The organism is Actinomadura sp. RB99, from assembly GCF_014706005.1.
Lineage (GTDB): Bacteria > Actinomycetota > Actinomycetes > Streptosporangiales > Streptosporangiaceae > Spirillospora.
The window spans coordinates 74,998-98,867 of sequence record NZ_JABMCA010000016.1 but is presented as its reverse complement, the minus strand read 5'-3'; the positions used below and the strand labels follow the sequence as shown (position 1 = coordinate 98,867).

Annotated in this window: 25 protein-coding genes; 14 read left to right on the top strand and 11 right to left on the bottom strand. The window is 72.8% G+C overall.

Going from position 1 to position 23,870, the window contains the following annotated elements:
• Positions 1 to 37 precede the first annotated feature (37 nt).
• Genes amrb99_RS17315 through amrb99_RS17305 form a run of 3 tightly spaced genes read right to left on the bottom strand, consistent with a single transcriptional unit; the run spans position 38 to position 4,014 of the window.
• Positions 38 to 649: a PaaI family thioesterase gene (locus amrb99_RS17315; RefSeq protein ID WP_190857015.1), complete on the bottom strand. Its 612-nt coding sequence runs from the start codon at positions 647 to 649 to the stop codon at positions 38 to 40.
• A complete protein-coding gene (locus amrb99_RS17310; RefSeq protein ID WP_190857014.1) occupies positions 649 to 2,841 on the bottom strand; it encodes an acyl-CoA dehydrogenase in 2,193 nt (730 codons plus the stop codon). The genes amrb99_RS17315 and amrb99_RS17310 overlap by 1 nt, the downstream gene beginning before the upstream one ends.
• 12 nt (positions 2,842 to 2,853) lie before the next feature.
• Positions 2,854 to 4,014 carry a steroid 3-ketoacyl-CoA thiolase gene (locus tag amrb99_RS17305; RefSeq protein WP_190857013.1) on the bottom strand — a complete coding sequence of 387 codons (1,161 nt, stop codon included), beginning with the start codon at positions 4,012 to 4,014 and terminating at the stop codon, positions 2,854 to 2,856.
• 302 nt (positions 4,015 to 4,316) lie between these two features.
• On the opposite strand from amrb99_RS17305, the gene amrb99_RS17300 reads away from it, so the two are divergent.
• Positions 4,317 to 5,237 carry an SDR family NAD(P)-dependent oxidoreductase gene (locus tag amrb99_RS17300; protein ID WP_190857012.1) on the top strand — a complete coding sequence of 307 codons (921 nt, stop codon included), beginning with the start codon at positions 4,317 to 4,319 and terminating at the stop codon, positions 5,235 to 5,237.
• A 108-nt stretch (positions 5,238 to 5,345) separates the two neighbouring features.
• Here amrb99_RS17300 and amrb99_RS17295 read toward each other — a convergent pair whose 3' ends face one another.
• From amrb99_RS17295 to amrb99_RS17285, 3 genes are all read right to left on the bottom strand, one after another.
• The gene (locus tag amrb99_RS17295) at positions 5,346 to 6,122 is read right to left on the bottom strand and encodes an SDR family oxidoreductase (RefSeq protein ID WP_190857011.1); all 777 of its coding nucleotides are present in this window, start codon (positions 6,120 to 6,122) and stop codon (positions 5,346 to 5,348) included.
• 71 nt (positions 6,123 to 6,193) lie between these two features.
• Positions 6,194 to 6,940 carry an SDR family oxidoreductase gene (locus amrb99_RS17290; protein ID WP_190857010.1) on the bottom strand — a complete coding sequence of 249 codons (747 nt, stop codon included), beginning with the start codon at positions 6,938 to 6,940 and terminating at the stop codon, positions 6,194 to 6,196.
• A gap of 61 nt (positions 6,941 to 7,001) precedes the next feature.
• A complete protein-coding gene (locus amrb99_RS17285) occupies positions 7,002 to 7,676 on the bottom strand; it encodes a TetR family transcriptional regulator (RefSeq protein ID WP_190857009.1) in 675 nt (224 codons plus the stop codon).
• Positions 7,677 to 7,837: 161 nt separating this feature from the next.
• On the opposite strand from amrb99_RS17285, the gene amrb99_RS17280 reads away from it, so the two are divergent.
• Together amrb99_RS17280 and amrb99_RS17275 are read left to right on the top strand one after the other, a co-directional pair.
• Complete coding sequence (locus amrb99_RS17280) at positions 7,838 to 9,364, top strand: FAD-dependent oxidoreductase (RefSeq protein WP_190857008.1); 1,527 nt, start codon at positions 7,838 to 7,840, stop codon at positions 9,362 to 9,364.
• Positions 9,361 to 10,527, top strand: a complete 1,167-nt coding sequence (locus amrb99_RS17275; RefSeq protein ID WP_190857007.1) for an alpha/beta fold hydrolase — start codon at positions 9,361 to 9,363, stop codon at positions 10,525 to 10,527. Before amrb99_RS17280 ends, amrb99_RS17275 begins: the two co-directional genes overlap by 4 nt.
• A 99-nt stretch (positions 10,528 to 10,626) precedes the next feature.
• Here the strand turns inward: amrb99_RS17275 and hsaA are convergent, their stop codons facing one another.
• Entirely contained in the window at positions 10,627 to 11,793 is a 1,167-nt protein-coding gene (gene hsaA / locus amrb99_RS17270; protein ID WP_190857006.1) for a 3-hydroxy-9,10-secoandrosta-1,3,5(10)-triene-9,17-dione monooxygenase oxygenase subunit, read from the bottom strand.
• 154 nt (positions 11,794 to 11,947) lie between these two features.
• Here hsaA and amrb99_RS17265 point away from each other — a divergent pair, with 154 nt between their 5' ends.
• Genes amrb99_RS17265 through amrb99_RS17250 form a run of 4 tightly spaced genes read left to right on the top strand, consistent with a single transcriptional unit; the run spans position 11,948 to position 14,925 of the window.
• Positions 11,948 to 13,108: a Rieske 2Fe-2S domain-containing protein gene (locus tag amrb99_RS17265; RefSeq protein WP_190857005.1), complete on the top strand. Its 1,161-nt coding sequence runs from the start codon at positions 11,948 to 11,950 to the stop codon at positions 13,106 to 13,108.
• Positions 13,105 to 13,347, top strand: a complete 243-nt coding sequence (locus amrb99_RS17260) for a ferredoxin (protein WP_190857004.1) — start codon at positions 13,105 to 13,107, stop codon at positions 13,345 to 13,347. The genes amrb99_RS17265 and amrb99_RS17260 overlap by 4 nt, the downstream gene beginning before the upstream one ends.
• Positions 13,340 to 14,140, top strand: a complete 801-nt coding sequence (locus amrb99_RS17255) for an SDR family oxidoreductase (RefSeq protein WP_190857003.1) — start codon at positions 13,340 to 13,342, stop codon at positions 14,138 to 14,140. The genes amrb99_RS17260 and amrb99_RS17255 overlap by 8 nt, the downstream gene beginning before the upstream one ends.
• Positions 14,137 to 14,925 (top strand): SDR family NAD(P)-dependent oxidoreductase, encoded by a 789-nt coding sequence (locus amrb99_RS17250; protein ID WP_190857002.1) that lies wholly within the window; start codon positions 14,137 to 14,139, stop codon positions 14,923 to 14,925. Before amrb99_RS17255 ends, amrb99_RS17250 begins: the two co-directional genes overlap by 4 nt.
• A gap of 100 nt (positions 14,926 to 15,025) precedes the next feature.
• Here the strand turns inward: amrb99_RS17250 and amrb99_RS17245 are convergent, their stop codons facing one another.
• On the bottom strand, positions 15,026 to 15,460 hold the full coding sequence (locus amrb99_RS17245; protein WP_190857001.1) for a MarR family transcriptional regulator: 435 nt from the start codon (positions 15,458 to 15,460) through the stop codon (positions 15,026 to 15,028).
• 52 nt (positions 15,461 to 15,512) lie between these two features.
• On the opposite strand from amrb99_RS17245, the gene amrb99_RS17240 reads away from it, so the two are divergent.
• The 3 genes from amrb99_RS17240 (at position 15,513) to amrb99_RS17230 (ending at position 17,826) form a co-directional block, all read left to right on the top strand.
• Positions 15,513 to 16,352 carry an alpha/beta hydrolase gene (locus amrb99_RS17240; RefSeq protein WP_190857000.1) on the top strand — a complete coding sequence of 280 codons (840 nt, stop codon included), beginning with the start codon at positions 15,513 to 15,515 and terminating at the stop codon, positions 16,350 to 16,352.
• 68 nt (positions 16,353 to 16,420) lie between these two features.
• Positions 16,421 to 16,942 carry a sigma-70 family RNA polymerase sigma factor gene (locus tag amrb99_RS17235; RefSeq protein WP_190856999.1) on the top strand — a complete coding sequence of 174 codons (522 nt, stop codon included), beginning with the start codon at positions 16,421 to 16,423 and terminating at the stop codon, positions 16,940 to 16,942.
• Entirely contained in the window at positions 16,939 to 17,826 is an 888-nt protein-coding gene (locus amrb99_RS17230) for a hypothetical protein (protein ID WP_190856998.1), read from the top strand. The genes amrb99_RS17235 and amrb99_RS17230 overlap by 4 nt, the downstream gene beginning before the upstream one ends.
• A gap of 9 nt (positions 17,827 to 17,835) precedes the next feature.
• Here amrb99_RS17230 and amrb99_RS17225 read toward each other — a convergent pair whose 3' ends face one another.
• Positions 17,836 to 18,078, bottom strand: coding sequence for a hypothetical protein (locus amrb99_RS17225; protein ID WP_190856997.1), 243 nt, complete (start codon positions 18,076 to 18,078; stop codon positions 17,836 to 17,838).
• Positions 18,079 to 18,185: 107 nt separating this feature from the next.
• Complete coding sequence (locus amrb99_RS17220) at positions 18,186 to 18,632, bottom strand: ATP-binding protein (RefSeq protein WP_190856996.1); 447 nt, start codon at positions 18,630 to 18,632, stop codon at positions 18,186 to 18,188.
• A gap of 112 nt (positions 18,633 to 18,744) precedes the next feature.
• On the opposite strand from amrb99_RS17220, the gene amrb99_RS17215 reads away from it, so the two are divergent.
• Genes amrb99_RS17215 through amrb99_RS17205 form a run of 3 tightly spaced genes read left to right on the top strand, consistent with a single transcriptional unit; the run spans position 18,745 to position 19,936 of the window.
• On the top strand, positions 18,745 to 19,554 hold the full coding sequence (locus amrb99_RS17215) for a helix-turn-helix transcriptional regulator (RefSeq protein WP_190856995.1): 810 nt from the start codon (positions 18,745 to 18,747) through the stop codon (positions 19,552 to 19,554).
• Positions 19,530 to 19,739, top strand: coding sequence for a DUF397 domain-containing protein (locus amrb99_RS17210; protein ID WP_190856994.1), 210 nt, complete (start codon positions 19,530 to 19,532; stop codon positions 19,737 to 19,739). Before amrb99_RS17215 ends, amrb99_RS17210 begins: the two co-directional genes overlap by 25 nt.
• An 11-nt stretch (positions 19,740 to 19,750) precedes the next feature.
• Positions 19,751 to 19,936: a DUF397 domain-containing protein gene (locus amrb99_RS17205; RefSeq protein ID WP_190856993.1), complete on the top strand. Its 186-nt coding sequence runs from the start codon at positions 19,751 to 19,753 to the stop codon at positions 19,934 to 19,936.
• Positions 19,937 to 20,163: 227 nt separating this feature from the next.
• On the opposite strand, the gene amrb99_RS17200 is transcribed toward amrb99_RS17205, so the two are convergent.
• Positions 20,164 to 20,703, bottom strand: a complete 540-nt coding sequence (locus amrb99_RS17200) for a carbohydrate binding domain-containing protein (RefSeq protein ID WP_241755639.1) — start codon at positions 20,701 to 20,703, stop codon at positions 20,164 to 20,166.
• Between the two features lie 423 nt (positions 20,704 to 21,126).
• On the opposite strand from amrb99_RS17200, the gene amrb99_RS17195 reads away from it, so the two are divergent.
• Positions 21,127 to 23,820 carry a DUF4132 domain-containing protein gene (locus tag amrb99_RS17195; protein ID WP_190856991.1) on the top strand — a complete coding sequence of 898 codons (2,694 nt, stop codon included), beginning with the start codon at positions 21,127 to 21,129 and terminating at the stop codon, positions 23,818 to 23,820.
• The last annotated feature ends 50 nt before the right edge of the window (positions 23,821 to 23,870 follow it).

The window sequence follows — 23,870 nt, the reverse complement described above, 5'->3', positions numbered from 1 at the left end:
GGTCCGTGCGGGGCGAGGCACGGACCGGGTCGTGCGGTCAGCGGGGGCGGGGTGGGTGTTTGGCTATGAAGAGGCCCTCGGCGGTGACGCAGGTGCGGCCGCCGGCGCTGATGGCGCCGGTGGTGCGGATCTTGCGGCCGTCGACGGAGACCTGGCGGGCGGTGACCGTCAGGGGCTCGAACAGCGGCGTCAGGTGGTGGTAGCGGAGGGTCAGCTCCGCCGTCATGCCGGACGTGCCGGCCCAGCCGTTCGCGACGCCGAGGGTGTGGTCGAGCAGGAGGGCGGAGACGCCGCCGTGGACGCTGGACGGCGGGCCCTGATAGGGCAGGTCCAGCGTGACGGTGCTCTCGATGGAGCCGTCCGGGCGGCCCACGTAGGCGAGCGGCGGGGCGATCGGGTTCTCCGGGCCGGTCGCCGGGTCGTGGCGGGTGTTGCCGTCGCCGCGCCACATGTTCACCAGGCGGTCGCGCAGCGGCGGGGCCTGCGCCTCCAGGTCGTCTGCGACGGCGTTGAGCCGGTCGGCGATGTCGGCCATGTCGGCGCCGGAGATGTCGCCGGCCCGGACGAGCGCGCCGATCACCCGGCGGGCCGCGGCGGCGGCGCCGTCCACGCCGCACGCGCCGCGTTCGGCCTGCAGGTCCATCGGCATCAGGCCCTCCCGGCGGGCTGCGGGTCGCGGGGCAGGCCGAGGAGCCGTTCCCCGATGATGTTGAGCTGGACGTCGGTGGTGCCGCCCGCGATCGACATGTTGCGGGAGTTGAGGAACATCCACGTCGGGTCCTGCATGCCGCCGGCGCCCTCGCCGGTCAGCGCGTCCGCGCCGATCCAGTCGACGGCGGTCTCCCACACCTGCTGGATGTGCTCGACGCCGATCAGCTTGCCGATGCTGGACTCGGCGCCGGGCTGGCCGCCGGCGAGCGAGCGCAGCGTGGTGCGCAGGCCGAACAGGCTGCTGGACTGGGCGTCGCAGAGGATGCCGCCGAGGGTGGTGAGGCGCTCGTCGTCGGCGCCCTCGGCGGCGAGTTCGAGGAGGGCCTCGCCGCCGCTGCCGAGCGAGGAGTCGTTCGACAGCGAGACGCGCTCGTTGGCGAGGGTGGTGCGGGCGAGCCGCCAGCCGTCGCCGGGCCGGGCGACGAGCAGGTCGTCGGGGACGAAGACGCCGTCGAGGAAGACCTCGTTGAACAGCTCGTCGCCGGTGAGCTCGCGCAGCGGGCGGATGTCGATGCCCGGCGACCGCATGTCGAGCAGGAAGTACGACAGGCCCTTGTGCTTGGGGACGGACGGGTCGGTGCGGGCGAGCAGGATGCCCCAGTCGGCCTGGCGGGCCATGGACGTCCAGACCTTCTGCCCGGTGATCCGCCAGCCGCCGTCGACCTTCTCGGCGCGGGTGGACAGGGCGGCGAGGTCGGAGCCGGCGCCGGGTTCGGAGAACAGCTGGCACCAGCGGACGTCGCCGCGCAGCGAGGCGGGCAGGAACCGCTCGTGCTGGGCGGGCGAGCCGTGCGCGATCAGCGTCGGGACGACCCAGTTGCCGATGATCATGTCGTGGGCGCGCAGGTCCGCGGCGCGCATCTCCTCGGAGATGACGAGCTGGGTGACGGCGTCGGCGCCCTTGCCCCAGGGGGCGGGGAGGTGCGGGGCGGTGTAGCCGCGGTCGGCGAGGTAGCGGGTGCGCTCCTCGCCGGTGAGGGCCTTGGCGGGTGCGAGTTCGGCGCGGATCTCCGCGCGGATCGCCTCGGCCTCCTCGGGGAGGTCGACGCCGAGCTCGCGGCGGACGCCGGCGAGGGTGAGGGACGCGACGCGGCGCCGCCAGGAGGCGGTGGAGCCGAGCAGGACGCGCAGGGTCTGGGTGCGGCGCAGGTAGAGGCTCGCGTCGTGCTCCCAGGTGAAGCCGATGCCGCCGAGGGTCTGGATGCAGTCCTTGGCGGTCTGGAACGCGGCCTGGACGCTGGTGGCCCCGGCGACGGCGGCGGCGAGGGACGCCTCGCCGGGCTTCGCGGCGGGGTCGTCCTGGGCGCGGGCGGCGTCCCACGCGCAGGCGCGGGCCTGCTCGGCGTGGGCGAGCATCCGGGCGCAGCGGTGCTTGACGCCCTGGAACTGGCCGATGGGGCGGCCGAACTGCTCGCGGACCTTGGCGTACTCGGCGGCGATGGTGGTCGCCCAGTCGGCGAGGCCGGACGACTCGGCGGCGAACAGCGTCGCGGCGAGGTCCCGCACGTCCTGCGAGTCCAGATCCACGACCGACTCCGCGGGGACGGTCGTGTTCTCCAACCTGATCCTGGCCAGGCGGCGGGTGAGGTCGTGGCTGGGCAGCGCCTCCACGGTGACGGCGTCGCGCGGCAGGACGACCCACGCCGTCGCGTCGCCGTCGGCGGCGGGCAGGACGAGCACGTCGGCGAGCCACCCGCCGAGCACCGGCGCCGAGACGCCGGTCAGCGCGATGCCGCCGCCGGTGCGCGACAGCGTCACGCCGCCCGCGTCCAGCCCGACGGCGCCGAGCGTCGTGCCCGACGCCAGTCCGGGCAGGTGCGCGGCGTGCCCGGCCCGGTGCAGCACCGCGCTCGCGAGGACGGTCGGCAGGAACGGTCCAGGCGTCATCGCCCGGCCGAGCTCCTCCGCCACGACGGCCAGCTCGACCAGCCCGTACCCGGCGCCGCCCGCGTCCTCCGGCAGGTGCAGGCCGAGCAGGCCCTGCCCGGCGAGATCGTCCCAGAACGCGGGCGCCTGCTCGGTTCCGGCGTCGACGGCGGCGCGGACGGCCGCCTGCGTCACCTGCCGGGACGTGAAGGCCCGCACCGCGTCGCGCAGGTCGCGGTGCTCCTCGGTCAGCCCGATGGTCATAGGTGTGAGTCCTCAGATCCGTTCGATGATGGTGGCCGTGGAGTGCGCGCCGCCGGCGCACATCGTGACGAGCGCGGTGGACTTGTCCGCCCGCTCCAGCTCGTTCACGGCCTGGGTGATCAGGCGGGCGCCGGTGGAGCCGACCGCGTGGCCGAGGGCGATGGCGCCGCCGTTGACGTTGACCCGGTCCATGTCGGGCTCGTGCACCGACGCCCACGACAGCACGACCGACGCGAACGCCTCGTTGATCTCGACGAGGTCGATGTCGGAGAGCGCCATCCCGGCGCGGTCCAGCACGTGCGAGGTCGCCTCGACGGGGCCGTCCAGGTGGTAGTACGGGTCGGAGCCGACCATGCCGGACGCGACGATCCGGGCGCGCGGCCGCAGCCCGAGCGCGGCGGCCTTCTCGGCGGACATCAGCAGCACCGCGGCGGCGCCGTCGCTGATCTGCGAGGAGTTGCCGGCGGTGTGGACGCCGCCGGGGACGACCGGCTTCAGCCCGGCGAGCGCCTCGGCGGTGGTGTCGCGCAGGCCCTGGTCGCGGGACACGACGGCGGTCTCGCCGGTCGGGCCCTCCCTGGTCATGACGGGCGCCTCGATCTCGACGATCTGCCCGGCGAACCGGTCCTCGTCCCACGCGCGCCGCGCCTTGGCCTGCGACGCGACGCCGAGCGCGTCGGCGTCCGCCCGGGTGATGCCGCGCTTCTCCGCGATCCGCTCGGCGGCGGTGAACTGGTCGGGGTAGTCGATCTCCCAGCCGTCGGGCGCCGGGCTGCCGGTGCCGGGGGCGAGCGCCTGCCCGAGGAACACCCGGCTCATCGCCTCGACGCCGCAGCCGATGCCGGCGTCGATGGCGCCGGACGCGATCAGCCCCGCGATCAGGTGCACCGCCTGCTGCGACGACCCGCACGCGCAGTCGATCGTGGTGCAGGCCGTCCGGTACGGCAGGCCGGCGTACAGCCAGGCGTTGCGGGTGACGTTGTTGGACTGCTCGCCGACCTGGGTGACGCAGCCGCCGACGACCTGCCCGATCGCGGCGGGGTCGACGCCCGCGTGCTCCAGCAGCCCCTTCTGCGTCAGCCCGAGCAGCTGCGCCGGGTGCAGCCCGGACAGCGCGCCGTAGCGCTTGCCGACCGGTGTCCGGACGGCGTCGACGATCACGGCCTCGGCCATGGGGATCTCCTTCTCTCTTCGCCGACCAGCGGCGAGGCGCCGTCGGGAGGCGCTCATGGCGACGGCTCGCCGCGGCTCAACGGGCGGGGTCGGTGAGGACGCGCTCGGCGCAGCGGTCGTCGGCCTTCATGGCGGCGAGACTAGAATTCGTTCTCGATACTGGCAAACGCGGTCCCACTCACCGGTCCGCGCTGACCACGCGGGTGTACCGGGCCCGCTCAGCGGGACGGTCGCCGCGGGGCAACTAGAATACGTACTAGTCTCCGGTCCGGCCGACACGCACGGACATACCGGGAGCATTGATGAACGCTGACCTCTCCCTGGCGGGCCGCACCGCCATCGTCACCGGCGCGGGCGCCGGGCTCGGCCGCGCCGAGGCCCTCGCGCTGGCCGCGCAGGGCGCCAACGTCGTCGTCAACGACATGGGGCCGGCCGCCGAGAAGGTCGTCGCCGAGATCACCGGGGCGGGCGGCAGCGCGATCGCGGTCACCGGGGACGTCGGCGACTGGTCCATGGGCGACACCCTCGTCTCCGCCGCCGTCGACACCTACGGCTCGCTGGACGTACTGGTCAACAACGCCGGCGTGCTGCGCGACAAGATGCTGTTCAACCTCTCCGAGTCGGACTGGGACGACGTGATCCACGTCCACCTGAAGGGGCACGCGTCGGTGTCGCGCGCCGCGGCGGTGCACTGGCGGGCGGCGAGCAAGGCCGCCGGCGGGCCGGTCTACGGCCGCGTGGTCAACACCGCGTCCGAGGCGTTCCTGTTCGGGTCGCCGGGCCAGCCGAACTACTCCGCCGCCAAGGCCGGCATCGTCGCGCTCACGCTGTCCACGTCCGCCGGGCTCGCCCGGTACGGGGTCCGCGCCAACGCGATCTGCCCGCGCGCCCGCACCTCCATGACCGAGGCGACGTTCGGCGAGGGCACCTCCCCCGGCGGCCTGGACGCGATGGCGCCCGAGCGCGTCGGCACGTTCGTCGGCTACCTCGCCTCGCCCGCCGCGGAGAAGATCAGCGGCCAGGTCTTCATCGTGTACGGCGACATGGTCGCGCTGATGGCGGCGCCCGTCGTCGAGCAGAAGTTCACCGCGGCGGACGGCGTGTTCTCCGTCGAGGAGTTCGGCGAGCAGATCACGCCGTACTTCGCGGACCGCGACGCCCACCGGACGTACGCCGCCTACAGCGTGGCCGCGCTCGACACCACCGGCACCAACGCCCGCTGATCTCGGAATGTCCGAAGGCCGCCCCCGGCGCGGAGGGGCGGCCTTCGGCGTCTTCCGGTGACACGACCGTACAGCTCAGAAGACGGTATAGGTCAGAAGAGGTACAGGTCAGAAGACGGCCGGGCCCCGGAGGGTGGCCTCGGCGCCGCCGTCCACGTAGATCACCTGGCCCGCCATGTGCGAGTTCGCGGGCGACACCAGCCAGGCGAGCGCCTCGGCGATCACGATGGGGTCCGCGTACCCGTTCAGCGGCATCGGCACCGCCTCGTTCATGATCTTGAACATCCGCTCGTCCTCGAACAGCGGCGCGCTCATCGGCGTCCGGACGACGCCGGGCGCGACCGCGTTCAGCGGAATGCCGGCGCCCGCCCACTCCGGGGCGACCGACACGCGCCGCAGCCACTGCGCGAGCGCCGACTTCGACGACGGGTAGAGCCGGTTGCCCTGCTCCGCCGCCAGCACCCGGTCCGCCGCCGCGAGCGCGGCGGGCTCGTCGCCCTCCAGGCACGCGCGCAGCACCGCGTCGTCCACCGGCTGCGTCCCGGAGATCGAGCCGACCACGGCGGCGCGCGGCGCCCGCGCCCCGGCGAGCGCCGGGCGCAGGCCGTCCAGCAGCGCGACCGCGCCGAAGTAGTTGACCTGGACGGTCAGCGGCGTCGGCCCGGTCACCCCGGCGCAGGCGACGGCGCCGTCGAGCGTGCCGCCGGAGCGTTCCAGCACCTCGGCGACGGCCTCGATCCGGCCCTCGGCGGTGCTCAGGTCGGCACGCACCTCGGCGTCGCGCAGATCGACCCCGATGACCTCGTCGCCCTGCTCGCGGAGCAGCTCCGCCAGCGTCTTCCCGATGCCGGAGGCGGACCCGCTCACGGCGATGACGCGTCCCATGTACGACTTCCTTTCGATGTCCCGGACGAGTCCGGGCGTGCCGGTGGGCCGCCGGACGGCGTGCCGGAGGACTAGAGGTGCGAGCCGCCGTCGACGCGCAGCTCGGCTCCGGTCAGGTAGGCGGCGTCCGGCGACCCGGCGAACGCGATGACGGACGCGATCTGCTCGGGGTCGGCGACCCCGAACGGCGACACGATCCGCGTGAAGTAGCTGAGGTCGATCCCCTTGGGGAACATGTCCGCCCTGGTCAGCGGGGTGTTCACGGTGCCGGGTGAGATCGGCACGACGCGGATGCGGCGCGCGGTCAGCTCTGCCGCGAGGCTCAGCGAGAACGCCAGCACGGCGCCCTTGGACGCCGAGTAGGCCGTCATGTACGGGTTGCCCTGCGTGGCCGACAGCGACGAGGTGTTGATGATGACCCCGGTGCCGTCCGGGAGGTGCTTGAGGGCCTCGCGGCAGAACAGCGCGGTGCCGACCAGGTTGACGTTGAAGATCCACGTCAGGTCCGCGACCGACAGCGTCTCGATCGGGGTGGTCCTGTGCACGCCCGCGACGTTGACCAGCACGTCGATGCCGCCGAGCGTCTCCGCCGCGGCCGCGACCGCCGCGATCACGGCGGGCTCGTCGGCGACGTCGGCGACGCGCGTGGCGACCGTCCCGGGGCCGGGGGCTCCGGCGGCGGTCTCGGCGAGCCCGTCCTCGGACAGGTCCACGGCGAAGACCGCGGCGCCCTCGGCGGCGAGCCGGTGCGCGGTGGCCCGCCCGATGCCCGACCCGGCCCCGGTGAGCAGCACTTTCACGCCGTCATAGCGATTCATGCCGGAACGCTAACCGCGGCCCGGCGCGCCCCGCCGGGACGATCCCGATGAACGGGAGCGCCTACTCGGGGGCGTCCCCGGAGGCGTTCCGGGAGGCGCTTCCGGGGATGTTGCCGGGCGCGTTGCCGGGCGCGTTCGAGCGGGGCGCGAGGAGCAGCTTGCAGGCGAGCCGGATGTCGGTCTCCACGTCCGCCATCGACGCGCGCCCGTTCAGGCTCGACTGGAGCACGCCGTACCAGCACTGCATCAGCAGCCGGACGAGCGTGACGTCCTGCGCGGTCGGCACCTCGATGCCCACGGCGCGCAGCAGGATCTCGCGGAAGGTGTTGTCGATGTGGACGGTGTCGGCGACCGTCGCGACGTGCGCGGTGTTGGACGCGTGCAGCATCGACGCCGACAGCACCGGCTGCGCCATCAGGTACCGGCTGGCCTGCACCAGCATGTCGGCGACCGCCTCCTCGGGGGCGGTGCCGGGGGTGGGCTCGGTGACCTGGTCGCGGAGCCGGTCGACCTGCGCCGCCATCACGCCGGTGAACAGGTGCACCTTCGACGGGAAGTACCGGTACAGGGTGCCGATCGCCACCCCGGCGGCCTTCGCGACCTCGTGCATCTGGACGCGCTCGAGGGACTTCTCCGCGCCGATGCGCGCCGCCGCGCGGAGTATGCGCTGGCGGCGGTCGTGCTGCTCGGGTGAGCTCGGCTCGGCGGACAGCCGCGCCGACGCGATCCTCGCCACGATCCTCCACGTCCTTTCCGGTGCTGACAAGGAACAATATCCGGAGTCCCGGCACGCCCCGCGATCGTCGATACCGGTCAGTGGGACCGGGCGGCCTCGCGCGCCGCGGCCCCGCCTACGTTGTGGCCGCGCCAGCACCCGAGGCTCGAAGGGGACGTCACGTGGGAAACGCCGGGGAATCGTGGGACGACGAATACGACGTCGTGGTGGCCGGTTCGGGGGCCGGCGCGATGGCGGGGGCGCTCGCGGCGGCGTCCGGCGGGCTGCGGACGGCGGTCCTGGAGAAGACGCGGGTCCTCGGCGGGACGTCCGCGTACTCGGGGTCGGCGATCTGGCTGCCCGGGACGAAGGTGCAGGAGCGGGCCGGGATCGGCGACTCGGCCGAGTCGGCGCGCACCTACCTGCGGGCGCTGATCGGCGACGGCACCGCCGCGCACCGGGAGGCGTTCCTGGAGACGGCGCCCGAGCTGGTGGACTTCCTGGAGCGCGACCCGGCGATCGAGTTCGAGTTCCAGCCGTTCCCCGACTACTTCGACGCGCCCGGCCGGATGGCCATGGGCCGGTCGTTCGTCCCGCTGCCGCTGCCCGCCGAGCGGCTCGGCGACCTCGCCGGGCTCGTCCGGCCGCCGGTCGACCGGGACCGGGCGGGCCGCGGACACTCGGCGTCCAGGCCGCTGGTGCAGGGCCGGGCGCTGATCGGCCGGCTGCTGCTGGCGATCACCGCGACGGGCAACGGCGATGTCCGCACCGGTACCGCGCTGACGGGCCTGATCACGCGGGACGGCCGGGTCACCGGCGTCCTCGCGGCGACGGCGGACGGCCCGCGCCGGTTCCGCGCCCGGCGCGGCGTGCTGCTCGCGGCCGGGGGCTTCGAGTCGTCGGCGGCGCTGCGCGGCGAGCGCGGCGTCCCCGGCGGCGCCGGCCGGACGATGGCCCCGGACGGCGCCAACACCGGCGACGCGATCACCGCGGCCGTCGCGGCGGGCGCGTCCACCGGCCTGCTCGACCAGGCGTGGTTCTGCCCCGGCGTGCTGACGCCGGACGGCCTGCCCGCCTTCACGCTCGGCTTCCGCGGCGGGCTCATCGTGGACGGCTCGGGCCGCCGGTTCGCCAACGAGTCGCTGCCGTACGACCAGATGGGGCGGCGGCTCGCGGCCGCCGAGGGCCCCTTCCACCTGATCTTCGACGCCCGCTCGAAGGGCCTGCCGGCGATCTCCGTCCCGCCGGTGACGCTGGAGGAGCAGGTGGCGTCGGGCAGGTGGGTCGAGGCGGGTTCGCTCGCGGACCTCGCCGCGAGGACCGGCCTGCCCGCCGACGCCCTCACCGCCACCGTGGAACGCTTCAACGGCCTCGCCGCGAAGGGCGTGGACGAGGACTTCCACCGCGGCGAGGACCCCTACGACCTGTTCTTCACGGGCGGGAAGCCCGGCCTCGTCCCGGTCGACGAGCCGCCGTACTACGCCGCGGAGATCGTGCTCAGCGACCTCGGGACGAAGGGCGGGCTGCGCACCGACCCCGACGGCCGCGTCCTCGACGGCTCCGACCGCCCCACCCCCGGCCTCTACGCCGCGGGCAACACCAGCGCATCGTTCACCGGCCCCGTCTACCCAGGGCCGGGCGTCCCGATCGGATCGGCGATGGCCTTCGCCTACCGCGCCGTCCAGGACATGAGGAGGAACCGCACGTGACTTCCGCCAGAGGGCGCGCGGCCGCGATCGCGGCCGCCGCCGTGGCCGCGGCGGGCCTCGCCGCCACCGCCGTCCCCGCCCACGCCGACCCCGGGCGGCGCGGGACGCTGCTTTCGAGCCGGCCGCTGCACACCGCGGCGGCCCTGCCGTCCGCGTCCTTCACCCGCGCGATCTCCTACGTCTCGGAGGGCGTCGGCGGCAAGCGGATCACGGTGACGGGCACCGTCGCCGTGCCGAAGGGCAAGGCGCCGCGCGGCGGCTGGCCCGTGATCAGCTGGGCGCACGGCACCACCGGCACCGCCGACGCCTGCGCGCCGTCCCGAGACACCGCCACCGGCCCGGCGCACGACTACCTGTCGATCACCGAGGGCTACCTCGACAAGTGGGCGGCGCGCGGGTTCGCCGTCGTCCAGACCGACTACGAGGGCCTCGGCACGCCGGGCGGGCACCCGTACATGAACGGGGCCAGCGAGGCGAACACCGTCCTCGACATCGTCCGGGCCGCGCACCGCGTCGACCCGCACATCGGACGGAACTTCTACGTCGCGGGCCACAGCCAGGGCGGCCAGGCCGCGCTGTTCACCGCCGCCGCGAAGAAGGCCGGCGACGTGCGGCTGAAGGGCGCCGTGTCGATCGCGCCCGGGTCGCACATGGCCGAGACGGCGCAGTACGTCCAGGCGCAGTACCCCGGTGCCGAACTGGCGCTGCCGTTCCTGTTCGTCCTGCTGAACGGGGCTAAGGCGGCGAACCCGTCGTTCCACCCGGAGGACCTGCTGACCCCGGCGGCCGCGAAGGTCCTGGAATCCGGGCAGCGCGACGCGTGCCTCGCCCAGCTGAGGGAGGCCGGGTCGGCGCTCCCGCTGAGCGGGGTCTTCCGGCCGGACGCCGACCTGACCGCGTTCGAGACGTACTTCGACACGCAGGAGCCCAGCCGCCTCGACCTGCGCGTCCCGACCCTCGTCGCGCAGGGGACGGCCGACACGTCGGTCTCGCCCGCCGCGACGAAGGGCCTCATCGCCGACCTGTGCAAGCGGTACCCGGACATCTCCTACCGTGAGTACCAGGGCGCCGACCACCGCGCCAGCATCGAGGCGTCCTTCGACGACGCCCTGAAGTTCGTCCAGGCGGTGCAGTCGGGCCGCACACCGTCCGGCGCCTGCTGACGGATCCGGCGTGCCGTCCCCTCGCCGGGGCGGCACGCCGGTTCGCCTGTCCAGGGCGCCGGCCGTGCTCGCGGCCCGGCGCGCCGGCCTCCCGGGGCGTCAGACGAGGTTGTCCTCGACGGCCAGGCCGAACTCGCCGCGGCCGTACATCGACAGGGCGTGCTCGACGTCGTTCGCCACGTGCACGCTGCCCGCGTGCGCGTCCCGCCAGGCCCGCTCGATCACGTTGCCGCGGTGCAGCGAGTTGCCGCCCGCCGTCTTGAACAGGATGTCGATCGCCTCGATGGCCCGCTCGGTGCCGCGCACCTGGTCGCGGCGCGCGCGCAGCCGCAGCTCCATCGGGATCTTCTCGTTGCGGACCGCGTACGCGTAGATCTCCCGGACGTTCCGGTCGGTCTGCAGGATCGCCGCGTCGATCTCCGACGCCGCCCGCGCCACCGCCACCTGCGCGAACTGGTCCTCGACGAACCGGCCGCCGCCGAGGCTCAGCCGGATCCGGTCCCGCATCCGCTGCACGTACAGGTCGTGGCAGCCCGCCGCCATGCCGATCACGCTCGCCGCGACCGTCGTGGTGAAGATCGTGCCGAACGGCAGCCGGTACAGCGGCCCGGTGTTGACCTTCCGGCCCGCGGTGCGCAGCTGCGCCTGGTCGAAGTTGCGCATCGCGCGGTGCGCGGGCACGAACGCCCGCTCCACCACGATGTCGTCGCTGGCGGTGCCGCGCAGCCCCATCGAGTCCCACACCCGGCGGATCTCGTAGTCCGTCCGCGGGACCAGCACGGTCATGAAGTCGACCGGGCGGCCCTCCGCGCCGACGACGAGGCCGCCGAGCAGCGCCCAGTCCGCGAACTCGCAGCCGGACGAGAACGCCCACCGCCCCGACACCTCGAACCCGCCGTCCACGGGGGTGAGCCGGCCGATCGGCGCGTACGACGAGGCGACCAGCACGTCCGGCCCCGGCTCCCACACCTCCTGCTGGGCCTCGTCCGGGAACAGCCCGAGATGCCAGGAGTGGACGCCGAGGACGGCGGTCACCCAGCCGGTCGAGCCGCACGCCCCGGAGACGGCCCTGACCACCTCGTAGAAGGCGACCGGGTCGTCCTCCGCGCCGCCGTAGCGGGTCGGCTGCAGCATCCGGAACACCCCGGCGGCGGTCAGCTCCTTCATCGTCTCGGCCGGGATGCGGCCCTTCTCGTCCACGGACCGGGCCCGCTCGGCGATGCCCGGCAGCAGCTCCCGCACGGCTTCCAGGACCTCGTTGCTCATGCCCGCTCCTCGCTCCCGTCTTTTCTGGTCCGGCCCTCGCAGGACACCATGTCACCGTGCCGCCGCGGGGACGCGCGTCCCGGCCACCGAGACTTCCGGGACCGGACCGCGGCCCGCGACCTACCGTTCGAATCACCCGTCCATCGCTGAAGGGATGATCCACGTGACAGCAACCGAGTCGGACGCCGTCCGCAAGATCGAGGCGGAGGCCATCTCCTCCCGTTTCGCCCGGGGATGGCACTGCCTCGGGCCGGCCGAGAAGTTCAAGGACGGCAAGCCCCACACGGTCAACGCGTTCGGGCAGAAGCTCGTGGTCTTCACCGGCGAGGACGGCAAGACCAACGTCCTGGACGGCTACTGCCGGCACATGGGCGGCGACCTGTCGGACGGCACCGTGAAGGGCAACGAGATCGCCTGCCCGTTCCACGACTGGCGCTGGGGCGGCGACGGGCGCTGCAAGAAGATCCCGTACGCGCGTCGCGTGCCGCTGCGCGCGCGCACGGCGTCGTGGCCGACGATGGAGAAGAACCTGCTCCTGTTCGTCTGGAACGACCCTGAGGGCAAGCAGCCGCCGGACGACGTGACGATCCCGGAGATCGAGGGCGCCACGCGCGACGACTGGACGGACTGGCGCTGGACGGAGCAGGTCGTCCACACCAACTGCCGCGAGATCATCGACAACGTCGTCGACATGGCGCACTTCTTCTACATCCACAACTCGTTCCCGACGTACTTCAAGAACATCTTCGAGGGCCAGGTCGCGACGCAGATCATGAAGGGCAAGAGCCGGCCGGACGCCCGCCGCGAGGCGAGCGGCCGGGGCGGGCCGCGGATGCTCGGCAACAGCTCCGTCGCGTCCTACCACGGGCCGTCCTTCATGATCGACGAGCTGACGTACCACTACGAGGGCTACGACCTGCACTCCGTGCTGATCAACTGCCACTACCCGATCGACGAGAACTCGTTCTCGCTGCACTCGGGGATCATCGTCCAGCACAGCGACAAGCTGCCGCCGGAGGTCGCCGAGACCACCGCCGAGAAGCTGTCGAACTTCATCCTCACCGGCTTCGAGCAGGACGTCGCGATCTGGAAGCGCAAGGCCCGGATCGACAACCCGCTGCTGTGCGAGGAGGACGGCCCGGTCTACCAGCTGCGCCGCTGGTACCAGCAGTTCTACGTGGACGTCGCCGACGTGCGGCCGGAGATGACCGACCGGTTCGAGTTCGAGATCGACACGACGCGGCCGGTCGAGTCGTGGGAGAAGGAGGTCGAGGAGAACCTCGCGCGGCGGGCCGCCGAAGGGGCCTCGGCGTGACGATCCGCCAGGACGAGCGGCTGGTGGACGGGCCGCTGCTGCCCGTCCGCTGCCGCCGGTGCGCCGCCGAGGTGCTGGTGCGCAAGTCGAGCTGGGAGCAGACGAGCATCCAGTGGACCGCGCAGGCCCGCGCCGCGTGCCCCGAGCTCGCCGCGGACCCGCACGAGACCTGCCCGGCGCTGCGCTCGGCGATCCAGGAGGCCGCGCTGACCGGATCGATCACGGTGATCGATGAGTGACGCGCTGGCCGGCCGGTCCGCGATCGTGACGGGCGCCGGCGACGGCATCGGGCGCGGCATCGCCCGCCGGTTCGCCGCGGAGGGCGCCCGCGTCCTGGTCGCCGAGCTGAACGCCGAGACGGGCGAGCGGGTCGCGCGGGAGCTGGCCGAGGAGTTCGGGGCGGACGCCCGGTTCGTCCCGACCGACGTGACCGACCGCGACCAGGTCGAGGCGATGGTGGCCTTCTGCGCCGACCTGTGGGGCGGCGTGGACGTCCTGGTCAACAACGCGTGGGGCGCCGGGACCGTCAGCCGCGTCGAGACCAAGACCGACGAGAACCTCGCCCGCGGCTTCGCGATGGGCTACTACGGCCCGTTCTGGGCGATGCGCGCCGCGTTCCCGCACATGAAGAGGCAGGGCTGGGGCCGCGTCGTCAACATGTGCTCGCTGAACGGCGTCAACGCGCACATGGGCACCCTGGAGTACAACTCGGCGAAGGAGGCGCTGCGCGCGCTGACCCGCACGGCCGCCCGCGAGTGGGCGCCGACGGGCGTCGTCGTCAACGCCGTCTGCCCGGGCGCGAAGAGCGCCGCGTTCCGCCGGATGGCGGCGGAGCATCCCGAGATCGAGGCCGCCGCGGACCGGGCCAACCCCATGGGCCGCCTCGGGGACCCCGAGACCGACATCGCGCCGGTCGTGCTGTTCCTGGCCTCCGACGGCGCCCGCTACCTGACCGGAAACACCCTGTTCGTGGACGGCGGTTCGCACATCAACGGCGTCGCCTGGACCCCGGACCTGGACGGAGAACAATGATCGACCGCTATGGCCCGTGGGCCGTCATCGCCGGCGGCTCCGAGGGCGTCGGCTCCGCCTTCGCCCACCGGCTGGCCGACGCGGGGCTGAACCTCGTGCTGATCGCCCGCAAGCCCGGGCCGCTGGAGCGCACCGCCGAGGAGGTCCGCGCCAAGGGCGTGGAGGTCCGCACCCTCGAGCTGGACCTCGTCGCCCCGGACCCGCTGAAGCGGATCCGCGAGGTCACCGACGGCCTGGACGTCGGCCTCCTGGTCTTCAACGCGGGCGCCAACAGCTACGGCCACGAGTTCGTGTCCGGCGACCTGGACCGCTTCCAGGGCGTCATCGACCTGAACATCACCGCGCAGCTGTCGCTGACGCACCACTTCGGCGCGCTGATGAAGGAGCGCGGGCGCGGCGGGATCCTGCTGGTCGGCTCGCTCGCCGGCTACATGGGGCAGCCGCAGATCAGCATCTACTCGGCGGTGAAGGCGTTCGGCCGCGTGTTCGCCGAGGGGCTGTGGCTGGAGCTGCGCGAGCACGGCGTGGACGTGCTGGAGCTCGTCCTCGGCGTCACCCGCACCCCGGCGATGGAACGCGCCGGCCTCAACATGGACATCCCGGGCCTGAACGTCGCCGAACCCGACGACATCGCCCGCGAGGGCCTGGAGCACCTGCCCGACGGGCCGGTCTGGGTCGCCGGCGGCAACTACAGGGCCGCCCAGAAGCGCAACGGCTTCCCCCGCAACGAGCTGGTCGCGGGCGCCCACGAGGCCATGAAGCGGATGCTCCCCGAGCCGTCCTGACCCGTCCCCTTCCTTCCGGCCGCCCCGCTTCTCCCGGGGCGGCCGCCGTCATCTCTGGCCATCGGGCCGTCGGGCGGGGCCGCTTCGCGGGCGGCCGCCGTCATGCCGGGCCGTCGACGTGCGACGCGTAGAGGCGCCTGAGAAGCTGGTTGAGCTGGGCGCGTTCCGCCGGGTCGAGGGCGCTGAGGAACCCGTCCTGCTCCTCGGCCGCCGCGTCGGCGATCGCCGTGACGAGCGCCTTGCCCCGGTCGGTGAGCGCGACGGTGCGGCGGCGCCTGTCCGCCTCGTCCGGGCGCCGCTCCACGAGCCCGCGCCGGGCCAGCGAGTCGAGCACCGCGACGATGTTGCGGGCGTCCACGGCGACGAGCCCGGCGAGCCGCCGTTGCCCCTGCGGTCCGTGCTCGTCGAGCATCACCAGCACCGCGTACTGCCCCTGCGTCAGGTCGTGCGCGGCGAGGAACGCCGTCCACGACCGCGCCGTCAGCGAGCCCAGCCGGGCCAGGAGGAAGCCGGTTCCCCGCTCGTACGCGTTCACGGCCCCATCCTAGTTAGTGGACATGCCTCATGTCGTTTGGTAGACATGGAACATGTCAATCCGCCATGCCCGCGTCCCGATCGACGGCCACTGCCTGCACGTCGCCGAGTCCGGCGACCCGCGCGGCCGGCCGTTCCTGTTCCTGCACGGCTGGCCCGAGTCGTGGCGGACGTGGACGGGCGTCATGGCGGCCGCGCCCTCCGACGCCCGGCTGATCGCCATCGACCTCCCCGGCGTCGGCGCGTCCACCGGGGCCGTCGACGGCGGCTCGAAACGCGCGCTCGCCTCGCTCGTCCACGGCCTGGTCGAGCGCCTCGGCCTCGCCGACCTCACCCTCGTCGGCCACGACGCCGGAGGCATGATCGCCTACGCGTACCTGCGCCACTACGCCGCCGCCCGCGTCGTCATCATGAACACGGTGATCCCCGGCCTGGACCCGTGGGACGACGTCCTGCGCGACCCCCGCGTCTGGCACTTCGGCCTGCACGCCGTCCCGGCGCTGCCCGAGGCACTCGTCCGGGGCCGCGAGCGCGAGTACTTCGACTACTTCTACGACGTGCTGTCCGCCGACCCGTCCAGGATCACGCCGGAATCGAGGGCCGCGCACGCCGCCGCCTACGGCACCGGTGCCGCGCTCACCGCCGGCTTCGACCTCTACCGCGCGCTCGCCCAGGACGCCGAGGACAACACCGCCCGCACCGGCCCTATCTCCACCCCGCTGCTCTACCTGCGCGGCGACCGCGAGGGCGGCGGCACCGACGCCTACGCGCGCGGCTTCCGCGCCGCCGGCGTCCGCGACCTCACGACGGCGACCATCGAGGACGCCGGGCACTTCGCCCAGGAGGAGCAGCCGTCCCAGGTGTGGTCCCGCATCGCGTCCTTCGCGGGGTGAAAGATCCGGGGATCTCATGACATGTGCAGGTGACCCCCGAGGAGGCCACATGCGGAGGATCCCCGCTCATGGATAAAGAGGAGTTCGCGGCCGTCTACGCCACGACCTACCGAGGGCTGCTCGGGTACGCGCTGCGCCGCTGCGACACCCCCGAGGACGCCGCCGACGTCGTCGCCGAGACCTTCACGATCGCCTGGCGGCGCGCCGCCGACATCCCGCCCGGCGACGGGGCCCGCCTGTGGCTGTACGGGGTGGCGCGCCGCGTCCTCGCCAACCACCGGCGCGGCGTCCAGCGCCACGCGCACAAGACGGCGGCGCTGCGCGCGGGCCTGGCCACGCCCGTCCACGACGACGACTCCCCCGTGGCCGAGGTGTTCGCCACCCTCCCCGAACGGGACCGCGAGCTGCTCACCCTCGTCGCGTGGGAGGGCCTGACCGTCCCCGAGATCGCGGCGGTGCTCGGCTGCTCCCGCAACGCCGTGAGCATCCGCCTCCACCGCGCCCGCAAACGCTTCGCGCGCGCTCTGCGCGCCGCCGGCGTCGACCAACCGGGGCCGGGCAGGCCCGTCCTGAGGAGCGAACTGGCATGACGTACCCGGTCGACGACCTCGTGGCGTCCCTGAACCCCGTCCGCGAAGACGACATCCCCACGCAGGACAAGGGTTCCCGCGCCCTGCTGGCCGCCATCACCGCGGAGACCGCCCCGGCCCCGCGCCGCCGCTTCCGCCCCCGCCTGCGACTGCGCTTCGCGGTCGCCGCCGCCATGGCCGTCGCCGCCGCCGCGGCGCTCATCATCCTTCCGGCCCGCGACGCCGGCCCGCTGCGCAGCTACGCCAACGCCGCCGTGCGGATCGACGTGACGGGCGACGACGAGTACGAGGTCGAGGTCAAGGACGCCTACGCCGACCAGCGCGAGTTCCGCGAGGCGTTCGCGAGGTTCGGGCTGGACGTCCGGCTGCGGATCGTGCCGGTCTCCCCGGGCGAGGAACGCCGGATCATCCGCGTCGGCTCGCTGCACGCCCCGAGCGGCGACCTGCCACCGGGCGGCGTGACCGGCACGTCCGACACCGACCTGAAATGCGCGGCCGACCAGGGCACCTGCCCGCTCCGCGTCAAGCTCGGCGGCGCGATGTTCCATCTGGAGGGCGCCGACATCGTCCTCGGCCGCAAGGCGCGTCCCGGCGAGGTCTACCAGGACGCCTACGCCGCGCCCGGCGACCGCCCGAAGAGCCTGCACCTCACCGGACGCACCGTCCGCCAAGCCCTCCCCGACCTCGACCGCCGCGGCCTGACCTGGGCCTTCTTCCTCGGCGAGTTCAAGCCCGACCTCTCCGGCGGCGGCTGGGACCCGCCCGCGAACTGGCGCCCTTCCGGCGACCGCCGGATCACCGGCGCCTGGATGCGCAGCTCGGACTCGGTCGGGCTCCTCGTCACCCCGGAGAAGGGTGACCCCGAACCCGTCCCGGACAACTGACGCGCCCTCTCACCACGTCGCGGGGAACATGCGGTGCCTGAGCAGGCGGCCGACCCTTTCGGCCGCCGCTTCGGCATCTCCGCACGGGAAAAGGAAGCGGCTCCGACGCCGCAGCGCCTCCCAATAGCCCAACCCGCCCCCGGCCACAGGACGCACGCCCACAACAACCCCCACGTCCTCGGCGACGCCGCTCGCGTAAATCCACAACAACGGCTCCGGGAATGGAAAACGGTCGTCCTGGTAGAACTTCACGCATCGCCAGCCGTCCATTCGCACGGCGACCGACAGGTGATCCAGATACCGGATGGCGCATTCACGCCGCCGACACCTCCACCGCCCCATGAGAACCCGGCGGGGCATCAGAACACGACCTCCGCCCAGACCCATTTGCCGGGGCTCGTCCGCTCCACACCGCACCGGCTCGCGAGGGCCTGGACGATCGGCAGGCCCCACCCGCCCGTCCCGTCGTCGTGCCCCGCGTCCAGCGCACACGGGTCGGGGACGATGTCGTCCAGCGTCATCTCCGCCACCGGCCTGGCGACCGGCATGGCGTCCGAGGCGTCCCACACCTGGAGCATGACGGCCCGCACCTCCCGCACGAACCTGACCCGGATCTCCCGATCCGGCGTACTTTGTATCGCATTCGCGACCAGTTCCCCGGCGATGAGCTGAACGTCCCCCGCCAGAGCCCGCAGCCCCCATTCGGCAAGCCGGAACTCGACCAGCGCCCGCACCATCCCCGGCACCGTGGCCGCCGCCAGACAGACCACATCCAGTTCGCCCGAATTAGCGGCTTTAATCCCCATGACCTCCCCCTTCTCTCCCGCGATTTCAAGGACAAGAATGAGAGGGCCTGGTTACGTTGTCACCATTGCCGGACAGGTTGGCAACTACCGCTCCCCCGGAAGGCGGTCGATCATGGTCAGGAAGTCCCCCGACCCGGACGTCTCGCTCTACGCCCTCATTGCCTACTACCTGCGCTTCCTCCGCCAGAAGCACCGGATGACCCAGGAGGAGGTCGGAAAGATCATCGGCTGCACCAAGAGCCAAGTTTCCAAGTACGAGGGCGGCACCCGCCAACTCGACGAACGCGAGGCCGACATCCTGGACCAACTATGGGACACGGGCGGCATCCTCACGATCCTCCTGCGCTACGCCAAACTGGGCGTGGACCCCAACTGGTCCGAGAAGCTGCGCAGGTACCAGCGCGACGCGTCCGTCCTCCGCATCTACAGCGAGAACATCATCCCGCTCCCATTCCAAGTGGAGGGGTACGCCAGAGCCCTGCTGAGCGCGGGTCACGCCGCCGGGCTCGTGGACGACCTCGACGCCGCAGTCGCAAGGCGCATGGAACACCAAGCCGCCATACTCGCCGACGATCCCAGAATCTGGGCCGTGCTCGACGAGGTCGCCCTGCGTCCTATGGGAGGCACCTCGGTCATGGAGGAACAGCGTGACCTGCTCCTCAAGCTCGCAGAGCTTCACCACATCTCAATCCGCGTCCTGCCAGAGAGTGCAGCGCCCCATATCGGATTGGACGGCTCCTTCTGCTGCTTCGAGCTCCCCAAGAACGTCCAGGTCGCGTTCGCTGGAACGAATCTCGACGTCGGGCGAGTCATAGAGGGCCAAGGCGAGGCGGCCGGTGTGGCTGTACGCTTCGAGGGGATCGCAGCGCGGGCCTGGAACGAGACCCAGTCACTCGAATGGATAGCGAGGATGCGCACATGACGACTTGGCGAAAGTCCAGTCACAGTGGCCAAGGCGGCACTGGCGAGTGCGTGGAATTGGCTCGCCTTTCCCACGGCGTCGGCGTCCGTGACAGCAAGAACCCTGCGGCGGGCCATCTCGAACTCCCCCACCGGACCTTCGCCGCGCTGCTCGACCACTTGAGGCGCGAGCGTCCCTCCAACTGACGGAGCGCAGCGTGACAACCTGGCGGAAGTCCAGCTACAGCGACGAGACTGGGGGCGCCTGCGTCGAGCTGGCTCGCCTTTCGCCCGGGATCGGCGTTCGTGACAGCAAGAACCCTGCGGCAGACCATCTCGAACTCCCCCACCGAACCTTCGCCGCGCTGCTCGACCACCTGAGGCGTGAGCGTCTCTCCAGCTGACGGAGCGCAGCGTGACAACCTGGCGGAAGTCCAGCCACAGAGCCCTCCGAGTAACAGGCTCATCTGTCGAGTCTGCGTAGGGAGCGTCCGCGAGGGGTGCAGTCTTCCGCATGAGGGGCGAACATCGGCGGCATCTCTAGCGACGTCCGCGCGTCTTCTGCTTGGTGGGACGCCGGGCTCCGGGTTCAGCTGCGATGCAACCGGATGCCCGGCGTCCATACGTCGCCTCAGCCGTCCTGGGCGGGGACGAGCGAAATGTTGTCGAGGTAGAGGTGGTAGGCGGGGCCGTACGTACCGACTTGGAAGCCGAGGCTGCGTTCGGACGCGGTGGAGTACATGGCGACCGGTACTTCGAAGTGCTGCGTGGTCGTGGTGAGCGCGACTGGGCGGTCCCAGTAGGGGATGTACTGGCCGGTGTTGTAGGTGTAGACGCTCACGTCGAGGGTCACGTCCCGGGTGGCCCGGGCGTCGAAGGACAGCGTGTAGAGCTGCTGGCCCGTAAAGGACAGGGGCGAGTACCCGATCGAGCGGTCCCACGGGTTGACGATGCCACCCGGGAGATCGCCGAAGCCGCCGGACGGGACGTCGGCCTCGAGCTCTCCGTTCGTCGCGCGGATATCAACGTCGTTGCCCCACCACTGGCCGGTGTTGTTGGTGAAGGTCGAGTCGCCGAGCATCTCGCCGGGTGCCGTGTCAGCCAGGGCGGTACCACCGCTGCCGGCGACCGCTAGGACGGCCACGCTCAGCGCAGCGACGAAGTGACGCATCGATTTCACGGAAGGTTCCACCTTTCGTCGGGGGGAAGCCGATCAGGGCCGATTAGATCATGTGTGAATCTGGTTAACAACTCTCTCGTTGAATGAAATGCGCAGACTTGTGAATTGATCACACACTGGTACAGGCTGTGACCCGGACTGGCCAGTCGATCATCGCCGGTGGAGACCTCCGGTCGAACGCGTCGCCTGGCTCGTCCACCGCGCGAACCGCCGCCTCCGCCACCGCGGCGCCATCGCAGGCGACGCCTGGCTGCACACCCGAGCGGCTGTCTGGCCCACAGCCGGACAGCCGCTCACAAGATCTCGTTCGCGCTCTGGCGCGGGCGGGGGCGCCCTTATGGGGCGTCCCACAAGGGGTCAACGAGGTAGGGGAAGGCGGTCCTGGGTGTCGGCGGGGGCGTCTAGCGTGGCCGCATGAATGATCATCCCCCCGAGGCCGGCGACGAGGACGTCCTCACCATCCCCGCGGCGCTGCGCACGGAACTGCTGATCAGGCGCGGCGGGGCGGTGCCGAGCCCGCCGCCGGCGGTCGATCCGGCCGCCGCGGGACGGATCGCCGACCGGCTGGCCGGGAACCGCGCCGCCGTCGACCGGATGCTGGGCCACCTGGGCAGCGACCCCGGCGCGGCCCGGGCGGCGCGGGCGTACCTGGACGGCGAGCCGGACCCGCGCGGCGCCGCCGCCGTCGCCCTCGTCGAGACGCACGTGTCCCGGGGCGAGGACCACGACCACTGGATCGCCGCGTGGTCCGTCGAGAACGCCGTGCCCTGGGTCGACGCGTGGGCGGTCGCGCACGGGCTCGCCTTCGCGGCCCGCGCCGGCGCGGAGGCGGACGGCCTCGCCATCGGCCGGGACGAGCTGAGCGGCGACCACGTCCTGGAGGCCCGCGGCTGGTCGGAGCACCGGCTGCCGTGGGCGACGGGCCCGGCCGGGCGGCGGACGCGCGCGCTGCTGGCGGTCGCGGACGAGGCCGACCACGCCGCCGCCGTCGCGGCGCTCGCCGGGCACCGCGCCGCGCGGCCGCAGCGCCTGGTGGTCGCCTTCCTGGTTCCCGACCAGGAGGAATGGGTGGACGAATGCGTCCGGGAACGGCCCGAGCCGGAGACCGACGCGTCGAAGCTGCTCTGGTGCTCGCTCGGGTCGGCGCGGCAACTCGCCCGGCTGCACGGCGCGAACCGGGTGAGGTTCGGCGACAACGAGGTCGGCCTGGACGTCCTGCTCACGGCGGCGGAGGGGGTCGGGCCGACGCTCGCCCGGCACCTGGCCACCGCGCTCAAGGACACCGACTGGGAGGTGCGCGACATCATCCACGGGTCGGGGTTCAACGCCCGCGCGCGCAAGGCGATCTTCCAGGTGCTGTCGCTGCTGCCGAGCGACGAGGCGTTCGCGCTCGTGGCGGGCGACACCGCCCGGCCGGGCGGGCTGGCCGCCCTGACGGCGATGATCGAGCGCTTCCCGGTCCGGGCGGTCCGCCTCCTCGCGGAGCGCGCCGGGGAGTCCGACCAGGCGAGACGGCTGCTCAGCGCGCACCTACGGGCTCATCCCGGGCTGGAGGCGCGGGCACCGGACGCCCGCGCCCGTGCGGCGGTCGAGGCCGTCGAGGCGGCGCGGCTGCCGGAGGCGCCCGAGAGCGCCGTCCCGAAGGCGCTCCGGAAGCCCGCGAAGGACGGCGCCCTGCCCTGGGCCCCGACCGCCCTGCTCCCGCAGATCCTCATGCGGGGCCGCGAGGACGCGCTGCCGGAGGCGGCGACCGCGAACCTGCTCGCGGCGCTCGGCAAGGCGACCCCGAAGCGTCCTCCGACCGCGCCGCTGCGGGAGGCGATGGACGCGCTCGACCCGGTGTCCCTCGCGCGGTTCGGATGGGCGCTGTTCGAACTCGGCCGCTCCATCGGGGAGGAGTCGCGGGCGGTCTGGGCGCAGCTCTGCTGGACCGGCGACGACGAGACGATGCGCCGTCTCGGCGCGCTGGCGCGCGCCGCCACCGGCCAGTCCCACATCAGGATGCCGCTGAACGGTCTCGACGTGCTCGCCGCCTCCGGTTCGGACGTCGCCCTCCTGCAACTCCACCTCGTCGCCGACAAGGCCCGGCCCAAGCGGCTGAAGAACAAGGCGGGCAAGCTGCTCACCCAGGTCGCGGAGGCGCGCGGCCTCACCCTGGACCAGCTCGCCGACCGGATGGTCCCCGACTTCGGGCTGGACGCCTCGGGCGGCATGACGCTCGACTTCGGGCCGCGCTCCTTCCGGGTGGGCTTCGACGAGCAGCTCCGTCCCGTCGTGTTCGACGACACCGGCAGGCTGCGCAAGTCGCTGCCGAAGCCGGGCGCGAAGGACGACCCCGAGCTCGCGGAGGCCGCCGGGCGGGCGTTCGCCGGGCTGAAGAAGGACGTCCGGAGCGCCGCGTCCGACCTGGTCCGGCGGATGGAGCGGGCGATGGCGCGGCAGCGCCGGTGGAGCGTCCCCGACTTCCGCCGGTTCTTCGCCGAGCATCCGCTCGCGTGCCACCTCGCCCGGCGCCTGGTCTGGCTGTCCGAGGACGAGGACGGCGCGGCCACCGCGTTCCGTGTCGCCGAGGACCGCTCCTTCGCCGGCGTGGACGACGAGGCCCTCGCCCTGCCCGACTCGGGGGCCGTCCTCGTCGCGCACCCGCTGCGGCTCGGCGAGACCGTCGCCGCGTGGAGCGAGCTGTTCGCCGACTACGAGATCCTCCAGCCGTTCCCGCAGCTCGGCAGGCCGGTCGGCGCGCTCACCGAGCGGGAGCGCGCGAGCGACCGCATCGAGCGCTTCACCGGGACGCGGGTCGGCGTCGGCGCGCTGCTGAGGCTGGAACGCGAGGGCTGGCGCCGCGGCCCGTCCGGGGACGGGGGCGTGCAGAGCACGATGCGCCTCGACTCGCCGACCGGGCACACGGTCGTCCTGGACGTCTACCCGGGATTCCTCGCCACGTCCCCGGCGGGCCTGGAGGAGCAGACGCTGGAAGGGGTCTGGATCACCGACCACGACGCCTTCGACTATGGCGGCGACAAGTCGGAGGCCACGTTCGCCGAGCTGGACGACGTCACGGCGTCCGAACTCCTCTACGCCCTGAAGACCGTCGCGAACCACACGTGACCTTCGCCTCCGCCCCTCTGATCAGGGCCCCTGTGCCGGGGGCTTCGCGG